The sequence below is a fragment of the Bartonella tribocorum genome (genome assembly GCF_002777915.1).
In the GTDB taxonomy this organism is placed as follows: domain Bacteria; phylum Pseudomonadota; class Alphaproteobacteria; order Rhizobiales; family Rhizobiaceae; genus Bartonella; species Bartonella tribocorum_A.
Window position 1 is genome coordinate 67710 of sequence record NZ_NJGE01000008.1, and the last position, 10653, is coordinate 78362.

Sequence of the window (10653 nt, forward strand, 5' to 3'; positions counted from 1 at the left end):
CTGTAAAGTGAGTCACACAAGATAAAGCAAAAGAGCTCTAAAATGCTCATCTGTCATCCGATTGACACTAAAAAGACATCTCGTCCAAAAAGAATCCTCATCTTTGTAAAGCAGGGAGAGAAGTAAAAATTAAAATATTGTAGATAATTTTAAAGAACAATATGCTTTTTAACAGCAAACAAATTTTAAACAATGGAAGAAGCCCCTTAAATAATGGAAGAAGCATTGTGTATTCTAATCACCATAAAGATGTAAAACCCAATAAAAAAACAAAATCTCATAAAACCAACCAATGTGATCTTCTCATTGCAGGAGGAGCAGCTGTCGGTTTAACACTGGCAATAGCACTCAAGCAAACAGCCCCTACTCTGACAATAAAAATCGTTGATGCTTCTCCACAAGAAGACATTCCTGCTTTTAACATACGAACCATTGCCCTTGCTGCTGCTTCTGTTCGTATGTTAAAACAATTGCAATGTTGGGAACCTATACAACCCTATGCACAACCTATTCATTCTATGATCATCACAGATACAAGCACAAGTGATCCTGTTAAACCCATTCTTTTAACCTTTGAAGGCGACATTACCCCCGGTGAACCTTTTGCAACTATGGTAGAACATAGAGAACTCATCAACACTTTAAAAAAACGTGTCAAAGATCTCGATATCCCTGTTATGGCAAACACGCGTGTTATTGATTTTCATCAAGACAACCAACATACAACTGTCACTTTAAATAATGAAGAGGTTTGGCAAACAAAATTGCTTATTGCAGCCGACGGAGCCCATTCAAAATTACGCCAAAAAGCAGGTCTTAAAAACTTTTCTCATGCCTATAAACAAACAGCAATCATCTGCACAGTTGAACATGAAAAACCCCATAATGGCCAAGCAATTCAACATTTTTTACCTGCTGGACCTTTCGCTCTTCTCCCTCTCAAAGGCAACCGATCCGCCATTGTATGGAATGAAGATCATAAAACTGCGCAATATTACCTCAAAGCTGATGCACTTATTTTTGAAACAGAACTTGAAAGACGCATTGGTCATCGATTAGGAAAACTCTCTTGGAATGGTGAGCGTCAAGCTTTTCCGCTAAATCTTTCTTTAACACGCCAATGTATTAAGCCTCGTTTTGCTCTTGTTGGAGATGCTGCCCATACCATCCACCCCATTGCAGGACAAGGACTCAATTTAGGATTACGCGATAGCGCTGCCCTTGCTGAAGTGATTATTGAAACAGCACGTTTGGGCCTTGACATCGGCTCCCTCACCGCTTTAGAGCGCTATCAAAGCTGGAGACGTTTTGAAATTGTCCGTATGGCTTTAAGCAATGATTGGCTTAATAAACTCTTTTCCAACGATAACCTTTTCTTACGGATGCTTCGCGATACCGGTCTTGGAATCGTCAACCAAACGCCAAAAATAAAAAAATACTTCATTCAAGAAGCTGCTGGTCTTACCCCAAATGCGCCGCGTCTCCTAAACGGTTTCCCGCTTTAAGCAAAAATTCATACCCTTTCACTTTTATAACCTTTAGCAGCTTTCCTTGTCCTCAAAAAACAAAAACTTTCATTCACTCCAGCCTGTAAACAATCTGGATTCTTATCGCGTAAGTTTCCCTTAACTTCCCCCTTCCGTATTTCACTTAACCATAGACAAGACAAGAAAGCCTACTGTAAAAATATTCACCGCGTACTAAAAACATATCATGAAAGCAATCTTATCACACTTCAAATGATACTCTTTCACGGCATAACAAAATAAACAAGACTTTCTTTATCAGATATCCCTTCAACTTATAACGAATAATTTATTGTTCCCATATTAAATGAGAGAGCTAAAAGCCGCAAATACCCTCATTTCTAATCTCTTTCCTGTTGAAGCAATCAAAATCACCCTTTGCACGCCACAAATAGGACGAGCGTATAGATAAAAAATGATTAAAGAAAGGAAGCAAAACCTTTCATTCGACACATCCCTTGTACCAAGGATTATCACAAATTGGGGCTGTCAAACAATGGTGTGGCGTTCTGCTTACGCAATAAACTCTTCTGATTTCAATCCTTTGTGCCAAAAATCAATAAAACCATTTATTTGCATAGACTAAAAAGGGCAACGTTTAAGTAAAACTATAAAAAAGAGGTAAAAAGTGCCCCCTTTCCGAAAGGCCAAAAGAAATTATAACACCCCAATCCAGCAAACATAATGATAAGACCAGCTTATGGCAATAACTCTTTTTGTATTGAGATATTTTTGTTCATGCTCTCTCATCACTTTATTTGATCACTCAATACTTTAACACATCCATGCATTATATTTTTATATGAAATTACCCAAAAGAGCGATTTCTCACATTCATATCTCTTGGTATTCCCTTATTATCTTGTAAATATCGCACATTTGTCACGTTACTTCGAGTTCATCAAGTGTATACCCATTCTCCAACCACTCTTTAATCCACTTAGGTCTCCGTCCACGCCCATTCCATAATTCCCATTGGTTATTGGGATTCCTATAATGACGCTCTTTGCTCACAAGATCAGCGATATCAATTCCATGGGCATTAGCAATTTCAAGAATTTTTCGTCGTGCATTTTGCTTTTCTTTTGCTTGCCGTTTTTTCAATTCCATATCGATTTGTATACGCATCTCTTGTAGTTCATCAAAATTCATATTTTTGAGATTATTCACCTTAATTACTCCCCTTGCAAAAAAGAATTGCCCTTCGCCATATTTTAAACACAATTATAGACGATTTTTGTCTATTTGTTATCGAAATTAAAATTACGATAAATATATCACTTTGACGGAGATGTGCTTTGGACTACAAAGAACTGTTTACTGGTATGTCAACTACCATCAATGCACCTTTTCTCAGTTCAGTCACTGGAACTGGTAAGTACAGTGCGCAAACGCCATCACACTTTCCTGCCACTCATGAAGCAGTAGTCAAAAGTGAATATAAATCATCACTCTATAAACTATGGCAATATGCAACAAAGAACAAGTCCTCTCGGTATAATGGTGGTGTAATTTATTATAACAGTAAGGAATTCCCTCCTATAAAACAAATTTTCACTTCGTTTAAATGCTCTTTGAAAAGTTTTTTACAATTTAAAAGTTATATAAAACAAACAACTTCAATGAGATTTCAAAGATCATTATTACTTAAAACGTACGTTTTTTTTCGTAATTCCAGTAGTATTCATCGGCGTAATATATTCTATTCCGTCCCACACATTGATTTTGTTTGTTGGGCGCTCGTATATATTAGAAATATTCTTAGAAGAGAACAAGACAATAATTACAAAGAATATTCTAAGCTAAACAATTTCATCCTGCAAATTTATAAAATCGAACAACAACAAGAAGAAGCGTCACATAGAATTGGCATTTCTATCAATAGAATTCTTCATAATGAGGTGTATTGCTGATGATTGTCCCAGATTTCGCAATGTTTGCTGCTGCATACATATCCAATACACATCCCACAAAATTTTCAGCTCTCGTCGGGCGAGAATTGCAGGACAGTGTTAATATCTATGTAACAGATGATAGAGATAACTGGTCCTATCAATCATTTCCTCGTAAAGAAACAATCGCAACAAGTGAACAATTGAAACAAAGTAACCATAATTTTGACGCAAACTTGGAGCAAATTGATGTCGAAGGTGTGAAGCGCTTTTCTTTTTTTGATCCATTTGATTTTTACAGAAATCCTAAAGTTGGAAAAAATACTTTAGCTTATCGTTATGAGCCAATAACATCTGTATACAATTCTAAAAATGATATATTGCAGTCCGCATTAAGTTTCTACAATACGGTAAATTTAAATAACTCTTATATGCAGAAGATTTCTTCATTTTTTGAAAGAAAAATTGCCCTACTTGTAGCTGATAAAGCATCGCAAGAATCTATGGAAATTGATGAAAAAGAACAAGAGCATACAACTGAGATTGGATCTCTTCCTCTTTCTCAAGAAGAACTAGCAGATGCCTTTACACATAAAGCAAGCAGTACCAGTGATGCTTTTACAACGGAGGATTCTTCTTCATTGAGGACACCGAGAGAGTGATGGCGGGTGTTTTTACAAATTAAAACTGAAATTTTGATGGGATATTACAATGAAAGGTAGATAAAGGAATATTAAAGCTCTAATTAGTAAGATTGGATGGGATCTATTCTAATTGAGGGCAAAAAAATGAAAATGATAGAACAAAACAGCGTTGATATAGCATTTAATCAGAAAGCAGCACGTGAGATTACAATTGTCATGCGCTCTAAAAGGGAATGGTATTTTACGTTTGTTGCCGATGATCCGATCACCGGAAAACCTCATAAGTATACGCTTCTTACACAGAGAGGAAAATTAAGAACTTGGGCAGATCCAAAATATCTCTTTAAATTTCTTCATGAGAGAGGGGTTATTTGTGGAAGTTTTAATCTTAAAGAGGACGAAAAAAATGAAACAATCAAATATTCTTCAAACAATAGTTCGTAATAAAACTACTCAAATCTCTGCAGCTTTAACTGTATTCTTTATGACCGATCCTGTATTGGCCCAAGCGCAGGGTTTGGGAAACATAGGAGGGGTTTTAAAGAAATTCCAAGAGGAATTGGGAAAAATTATCCCTCTAGCTGCTGCTGTTATACTTTTGTGTTTAGCAATTGGTTATGCAGGACGTTACATTGAAAAAGATACGTTCGTACGCTGGGCAATCGGCGTTATCATTGCTGGGTCAGCAGCTGAACTTGCCAATATGTTATTCACAAAACCATAAAAATAGAACGTTCACACCAACTATACTCTAAATTTGGATAAACAGTATGAAACAATTAAATATTCTTCAAACAGTGGTTAATAAACCTATTTCAATCGTTACAATAGCCTTTGCTTTTTTTCTAGCGCATCCCATATATGCCCAAGCACAAAATTTAGACCCTGCAAAAAAAGCTTTAGAGACCTTCAAGACTCAATTAATGGGGATTATTCCTATCGCCGCTGCCATTATGCTTTTGTGCTTAGCGATCGGTTATGCGGGACGCTACATCGAAAAGGATACTTTTGTACGATGGGCAATCGGTGTTGTGATTGCTGGCTCAGCAGCCGAAATCGCAACTTTATTGTTTAAAGGTAATGGTGGATAAATTTAAACATGAAATATTTCTTTGGGGTTAAATTATATGAAACAGTTAATTAATTTTCAGCATATGAATAATAATCGAGTCATTACAATTTCTGCTGCTATAACTGTCTTGCTCATGAGTAATTCTGTATATGCTCAAGATCTAGCTTTAGGAAAAGTTCAAAAAGCTTTAGAAGGTTTTCAAAAAGAGCTCACTGAAAAAATTATTCCTGTCGCCGCTGCCGTTGTGCTTTTGTGTCTAGCAATTGGTTATGCGGGACGCTATATCGAAAAGGATACTTTTGTACGCTGGGCAATCGGCGTTATCATCGCAGGCTCTGCAACTCAAATTGCTACCATGTTACTTAAGTAACAATGAAATACAATACGAATATTATTATAAAAATATCAGAGTAAAATGAAAATGTTAAATAATCTACAGTCAAAAAATGATAAAAAAGTCACCGTAATTTTTGCAGCTATAACGACATTTTTCGTAACATGTCCTGTATCTGTGCAAGCGCAAAATTTAACTAAAGCAAAAGAGGTTTTAGAAAAATTTAAGGAACAATTGGATTTGATTATTCCTGTTGCATCTGCCGTTATGCTTTTGTGTTTAGCAATTGGTTATGCAGGGCGTTACATTGAAAAAGATACTTTCGTACGGTGGGCAATTGGCGTTATCATTGCTGGATCAGCAGTCCAGATTGCTAATATGTTATTTAAGCCTAATTGAAGCCAGTTATTAAGAAAATTAAAGTGTTCGTAAGAACATTAATAAGAGTGAAAACATGAGAAAATTAATGCATTTTCAATCAAAGAATAATAGCAGAATCATCGCAATTTCTGCAGCTTTAATTGCATTTTTTATGGCTCATCCTACGTATGCAGACCTAGGGAATGCTAACAGGGTTTTAACTGCTCTGCAAACAGAACTATCTACTAAAATTATTCCTGTTGCTGCTGCCCTCATACTTTTGTGCCTAGCAATTGGTTATACAGGGCGTTATATTGAAAAAGATACATTTGTACGGTGGGCAATTGGCGTTATCATTGCTGGATCAGCAACCTAGCTTGCCACGATGTTATTCCAAGCTCCTTGGAATCAACCATGATTAATAAAACACAGAATGTTTTAAACATCTATCGATTGTAAGCTTATATCAATAATAATGCTGCGTATACTATAAAAAGAAATGTTTTTCATAATAACTTTAATTGAAATGGTAATAAACAATATGAAACAATCAAACATTCTTCAAACGAAAATGTGCAATAAGATTGGTGCCATTATTATCCCTTCAATTGTATTCCTAATGACCCAATCTGCATATGCTGAAACAGAAACAAAGAGCTTAAATGTTTTTATAGGTGTGCAATATGGATTAAGTATGGTTATTCCTGTCGCTGCTGCTATCATTTTTTTATTTCTTTTGCTTATCTATATACTTCGTATCATCGCAAGAGCGACGTTCATACGATGGGCATTCAGTGTCTTTATTGCTGGTGCAGCTTTCTATCTCAGCCACATACTATTTTACATCCAATAACGAGAGCTTTCCATGAAGTCACAAGAAAAAAGAGAATTCCCTTTATTCAAGGGAGCAACACGTGTTCCAACAATGTGGGGTGTACCTATGATGCCGCTTATCGTTATGGTTATGGGAGTCGCTGTTATTGCTATGACAATAAATATCTTTTTGTGGATTATGGCGCCGCCACTATGGTTCATTATGGCGCAAATCACCAAAAACGATGATAAAGCGTTTCGTATCTGGTGGTTATGGATTGATACCAAATTTCGCAATCGCAATAAAGGCTTTTGGGGCGCATCAAGTTATAGTCCCTCTAATTATAATAAAAGGAGATAAGAATGACAGCTGTTGAAAGCAGCAAACGTCTCGTATCAGAGACACCTGTAAGCCTGTTTCTTCCTTATTCACATCACATTACAGATACGATTATTTCTACTAAGAATGCGGAATATTTGTCGATTTGGAAGATTGACGGACGCTCGCATCAAAGTGCTTCAGAAGAAGATATTTTTCAATGGACAAGAGAGCTTAACAATACTCTACGGGGTATTGCATCCGCCAATTTATCATTTTGGACGCATATTGTGCGTCGCCGTGTTTATGAGTATCCTGATTCAACATTTGATCAAATGTTTTGCTATCAGCTTGATGAAAAATATCGGCAGAGCTTTACTGGTTATAACCTGATGGTTAATGATTTATATCTGACTGTCGTTTTCCAACCAATAGCAGATAAAATTATGTCGTTCTTTTCTAAACATGAACGTGAAGCGTTTGATCAAAAAAAGATGCGACAAGATTTATGTATTAAAGAACTCAATGACATCAATCGTACTTTAGGCCAATCGCTAAAGCGTTATGGTGCAGAACTTCTTGGTGCTTATGAGAAAAATGGGCACGCTTATTCTTCTGCTCTTGAATTCCTTGGAATACTTGTTAATGGTGAGTATCGTCCTATGCCCATTTGCCATGATCGTTTTGCTGACTATATGTCTATTAATCGACCTTTTTTCTCAAAATGGGGTGCTCTTGGTGAACTTAGAACAACCAGTGGAGTGCGTCGATTTGGAATGCTGGAAATCAAAGAATACGACGCAACAACTAAACCAGGACAATTAAATGTCTTGCTGGAAAGTGACTTCGAATTCGTATTGACGCAAAGCTTTTCGGTGCTCTCCCGACATGCTGCTAAAGACTATTTACAGCGACATCAACGTAATCTTATTGATGCACGCGATGTAGCAACGAGCCAAATTGAACAAATTGACGAAGCACTCAATCAACTTATCAGTGGCCATTTTGTCATGGGAGAGCATCATTGTACGTTGACCATATATGGGGATACAATTCAACAAGTTCGCGACCATATGGCCAAAGCAAGTGCTGCATTACTAGATGTTGCGGTATTGCCCAAACCTGTAGATTTAGCGATAGAGGCTGGTTATTGGGCACAACTTCCTGGAAATTGGAAATGGAGACCACGTCCTGCTCCAATTACATCACTGAACTTTTTATCATTTTCATCTTTTCATAATTTTATGTCCGGAAAACCCACTGGTAATCCATGGGGACCGGCCGTCACAATTCTTAAAACAACCAGTAAAACACCGCTTTATTTTAATTTTCACGCTTCCAAACTTGAAGAAGATTCGACTGATAAACGGTTGCTCGGTAATACCGCACTGATCGGACAATCCGGATCTGGTAAAACTGTGCTGCTCGGCTTTTTGTTAGCACAAGCGCAAAAATTTAAGCCGACAACAGTTGTTTTTGATAAAGATCGTGGTATGGAAATTGCTATTCGAGCGATGGGCGGAAAATATCTAACATTTAAGCCTGGTAGAGCAAGTGGCTTTAATCCATTTCAACTTCCTCCCACACAAGACAATCTGATTTTTCTAAAACAATTTGTTAAAAAATTAGCAGAAGCGGGTGGCGAAGTTACACATCACGACGAGGAAGAAATTAACAAAGCTGTTACATCTGTTATGAGCAGCAACATTGACCCATCGCTCCGCCGTTTGTCTTTTCTGGTGCAATTTTTACCAAATCCACATTTAGGTGATTATAACGCGCCCCCATCTGTTCACGCTCGCTTACTGAAATGGTGTGAAGGTGGTGATTATGGATGGTTATTTGATAATCCTCATGATGCTCTTGATCTTTCTACACATCAAATTTATGGCTTTGATATTACAGAATTCTTAGACAATATGGAGACTCGTACTCCAGTGATGATGTATCTGCTTTACCGCACAGAAGGCATGATTAGCGGGCAGCGGTTTATGTATATCTTTGATGAGTTTTGGAAACCGTTGCAAGACCCATATTTTGAAGATTTAGCAAAGAATAAACAAAAGACTATCCGTAAACAAAATGGTATTTTCGTTTATGCAACACAAGAGCCTAGCGATGCTTTGGACAGTAATATTGCCAAAACACTCATTCAGCAATGCGCGACGTACATTTTTCTAGCCAACCCCAAAGCAAATTATGAAGATTATACAAAAGGTTTTAAACTAACAGACACCGAATTTGAACTCGTTAAAGGGCTTGGTGAGTTTAATCGCCAATTTCTCATTAAGCAGGGCGATCAATCTGCACTTGCAGAACTAAATCTCGGTAAGTTCCATATGACAAGCGATGGAGAAACCATCGAACATGATTTTAGTGATGAGCTTTTGGTGTTATCAGGTACACCTGATAACGCAGAATTGGTCGAAAGAATTATCATGGAAGTTGGTGATGATCCGGCAATATGGTTACCAATTTTTTTACAGCACGCAAAAAATGACAGGAGGGAAACATGAAGAAACAGGTCATTTCAATAGCAGCAGCAATGATTTTAGGGATCTCAAAGCCAGCAATGGCTATTTGGGGAGCCGGAGCAGCAGATTTACGAGCGTCAGTTCCAACACTGCCGAGTCTTTCGAGTATTTTTGGAAGTTCATCTTCAAACCTATCAAAGCCAACTCCTCCACAAGAAAAGAAAATAATTATACGCCCTAAAGATCTCATCGAGTTAGCAAAGAAACAACTTGAAGAAACAAAAAAAATACACCAATCTATAACGGGAAATCGACAACTGGGTATTAAAAATCCCACAGAGCTACTAACAGATCAAAGCAGTTTTTTTCTTAAAAATCCAGAGATTATTTATAATAAAGGCATCCATTCGGCTATATCTCAGTCATTTGAAAGTATCTTAAAAGAAGAAAGAACTCCTGACTCTCTCCAAGAATCTCGTGATATTATCGTTAAGCGTATTCAATATGCATCCTTTGTAGATAAAGCTGTAAGCTTACAAGCTTTTCAAGAAACAAAAAATCGTTTTGAATACATTGAAAAACTATTAAGCGAAATAAAAAAAACACAGGATCTAAAAAGCATTGCGGAGTTACAATCACATATAATGGGAACGTTAGCAATGATTCAAAACGAAACAACAAAATTATATATGGTCGCACATTTACGCAACGCTGAACAATCACTTATTAGACAACAAAAAGACAAACACAACGTAAGAATTTTGAATAGTAAAAATACACAAATTCCTACCATAAAATTTATTAGATAAAGCTTTTTACGATAGCATTTTTTATATTGTTTTTCCTTTTTGTTCGTAAAAAGTAAAAGTTAATATATGATACTTAATTCTTTCTCATAAACTGAAAAAGTTTATAAAATTTAATTCCATCCTGGAAAAGTTTCAACAAAAAATACTTAGAAAATCATATAAGAAATTGAAGTTTTGTTAAAGAGGAATGCTATGAACTTCACTATGTTCACGCAACTTTTCAATCAAATTGAGAATATAACAAAAACCTATGTCACGGATATTTCCTCAAAAGCAATAGCTACAATTACGCCTTTCATCTCAATCGGGATCACAATCGCTTTCATCATCTATGGATGGCTCATCATTCGCGGTGCTATAGATATGCCTCTCTCCGGATTTGTAAACCGTTTCATACGAATAAGCATTAT

13 protein-coding genes and 1 pseudogene are annotated in these 10653 nt (G+C 36.6%); 13 read left to right on the forward strand and 1 reads right to left on the reverse strand.

Going from position 1 to position 10653, the window contains the following annotated elements; all coding sequences use genetic code 11:
• The first annotated feature begins 227 nt into the window (after nucleotides 1-227).
• Nucleotides 228-1505 carry a ubiquinone biosynthesis hydroxylase gene (locus CER18_RS04695; RefSeq protein ID WP_100128935.1) on the forward strand — a complete coding sequence of 426 codons (1278 nt, stop codon included), beginning with the start codon at nucleotides 228-230 and terminating at the stop codon, nucleotides 1503-1505.
• 903 nt (nucleotides 1506-2408) lie between these two features.
• On the opposite strand, the gene CER18_RS04700 is transcribed toward CER18_RS04695, so the two are convergent.
• Nucleotides 2409-2696 carry an H-NS family nucleoid-associated regulatory protein gene (locus tag CER18_RS04700; protein WP_100128920.1) on the reverse strand — a complete coding sequence of 96 codons (288 nt, stop codon included), beginning with the start codon at nucleotides 2694-2696 and terminating at the stop codon, nucleotides 2409-2411.
• 742 nt (nucleotides 2697-3438) lie between these two features.
• Here CER18_RS04700 and CER18_RS04710 point away from each other — a divergent pair.
• The 12 genes and pseudogenes from CER18_RS04710 to CER18_RS10255 form a co-directional block, all read left to right on the forward strand.
• Nucleotides 3439-4080 carry a hypothetical protein gene (locus CER18_RS04710; RefSeq protein WP_100128922.1) on the forward strand — a complete coding sequence of 214 codons (642 nt, stop codon included), beginning with the start codon at nucleotides 3439-3441 and terminating at the stop codon, nucleotides 4078-4080.
• A 126-nt stretch (nucleotides 4081-4206) separates the two neighbouring features.
• Nucleotides 4207-4506, forward strand: coding sequence for a KorA family transcriptional regulator (gene korA, locus CER18_RS04715; protein WP_100128936.1), 300 nt, complete (start codon nucleotides 4207-4209; stop codon nucleotides 4504-4506).
• Nucleotides 4469-4786 (forward strand): VirB2 family type IV secretion system major pilin TrwL, encoded by a 318-nt coding sequence (trwL, locus tag CER18_RS04720; RefSeq protein ID WP_100128923.1) that lies wholly within the window; start codon nucleotides 4469-4471, stop codon nucleotides 4784-4786. Before korA ends, trwL (CER18_RS04720) begins: the two co-directional genes overlap by 38 nt.
• Before the next feature lie 46 nt (nucleotides 4787-4832).
• Nucleotides 4833-5153, forward strand: coding sequence for a VirB2 family type IV secretion system major pilin TrwL (trwL, locus tag CER18_RS04725; RefSeq protein WP_100128924.1), 321 nt, complete (start codon nucleotides 4833-4835; stop codon nucleotides 5151-5153).
• Nucleotides 5154-5189: 36 nt separating this feature from the next.
• Nucleotides 5190-5504 carry a VirB2 family type IV secretion system major pilin TrwL gene (gene trwL / locus CER18_RS04730; protein WP_100128925.1) on the forward strand — a complete coding sequence of 105 codons (315 nt, stop codon included), beginning with the start codon at nucleotides 5190-5192 and terminating at the stop codon, nucleotides 5502-5504.
• A 45-nt stretch (nucleotides 5505-5549) separates the two neighbouring features.
• Nucleotides 5550-5867: a VirB2 family type IV secretion system major pilin TrwL gene (gene trwL / locus CER18_RS04735; protein ID WP_100128926.1), complete on the forward strand. Its 318-nt coding sequence runs from the start codon at nucleotides 5550-5552 to the stop codon at nucleotides 5865-5867.
• A gap of 55 nt (nucleotides 5868-5922) precedes the next feature.
• Nucleotides 5923-6204 (forward strand): VirB2 family type IV secretion system major pilin TrwL, encoded by a 282-nt coding sequence (trwL, locus tag CER18_RS04740; protein WP_100128927.1) that lies wholly within the window; start codon nucleotides 5923-5925, stop codon nucleotides 6202-6204.
• Between the two features lie 165 nt (nucleotides 6205-6369).
• A complete protein-coding gene (locus tag CER18_RS04745; RefSeq protein WP_100128937.1) occupies nucleotides 6370-6681 on the forward strand; it encodes a conjugal transfer protein in 312 nt (103 codons plus the stop codon).
• A 12-nt stretch (nucleotides 6682-6693) separates the two neighbouring features.
• Nucleotides 6694-7002 (forward strand): type IV secretion system protein VirB3, encoded by a 309-nt coding sequence (locus tag CER18_RS04750; RefSeq protein ID WP_100128928.1) that lies wholly within the window; start codon nucleotides 6694-6696, stop codon nucleotides 7000-7002.
• A gap of 2 nt (nucleotides 7003-7004) precedes the next feature.
• Nucleotides 7005-9476 (forward strand): VirB4 family type IV secretion/conjugal transfer ATPase, encoded by a 2472-nt coding sequence (locus CER18_RS04755; RefSeq protein ID WP_100128929.1) that lies wholly within the window; start codon nucleotides 7005-7007, stop codon nucleotides 9474-9476.
• Entirely contained in the window at nucleotides 9473-10243 is a 771-nt protein-coding gene (locus CER18_RS04760; protein ID WP_100128930.1) for a type IV secretion system protein, read from the forward strand. The genes CER18_RS04755 and CER18_RS04760 overlap by 4 nt, the downstream gene beginning before the upstream one ends.
• 192 nt (nucleotides 10244-10435) lie before the next feature.
• Nucleotides 10436-10653 (forward strand): annotated as a pseudogene (locus CER18_RS10255) (trwi protein); the annotation flags it as partial.

What these genes read in the sequence shown, in the direction of transcription:
- korA (WP_100128936.1), top strand. Translation starts at nt 4,207, where the DNA reads ATGAAAATGATAGAACAAAACAGCGTTGATATAGCATTTAATCAGAAA.
- CER18_RS04750 (WP_100128928.1), top strand. Translation starts at nt 6,694, where the DNA reads ATGAAGTCACAAGAAAAAAGAGAATTCCCTTTATTCAAGGGAGCAACA.
- trwL (WP_100128923.1), top strand. Translation starts at nt 4,469, where the DNA reads ATGAAACAATCAAATATTCTTCAAACAATAGTTCGTAATAAAACTACT.
- trwL (WP_100128924.1), top strand. Translation starts at nt 4,833, where the DNA reads ATGAAACAATTAAATATTCTTCAAACAGTGGTTAATAAACCTATTTCA.
- trwL (WP_100128926.1), top strand. Translation starts at nt 5,550, where the DNA reads ATGAAAATGTTAAATAATCTACAGTCAAAAAATGATAAAAAAGTCACC.
- CER18_RS04760 (WP_100128930.1), top strand. Translation starts at nt 9,473, where the DNA reads ATGAAGAAACAGGTCATTTCAATAGCAGCAGCAATGATTTTAGGGATC.
- CER18_RS04745 (WP_100128937.1), top strand. Translation starts at nt 6,370, where the DNA reads ATGAAACAATCAAACATTCTTCAAACGAAAATGTGCAATAAGATTGGT.
- trwL (WP_100128925.1), top strand. Translation starts at nt 5,190, where the DNA reads ATGAAACAGTTAATTAATTTTCAGCATATGAATAATAATCGAGTCATT.
- trwL (WP_100128927.1), top strand. Translation starts at nt 5,923, where the DNA reads ATGAGAAAATTAATGCATTTTCAATCAAAGAATAATAGCAGAATCATC.
- CER18_RS04710 (WP_100128922.1), top strand. Translation starts at nt 3,439, where the DNA reads ATGATTGTCCCAGATTTCGCAATGTTTGCTGCTGCATACATATCCAAT.
- CER18_RS04755 (WP_100128929.1), top strand. Translation starts at nt 7,005, where the DNA reads ATGACAGCTGTTGAAAGCAGCAAACGTCTCGTATCAGAGACACCTGTA.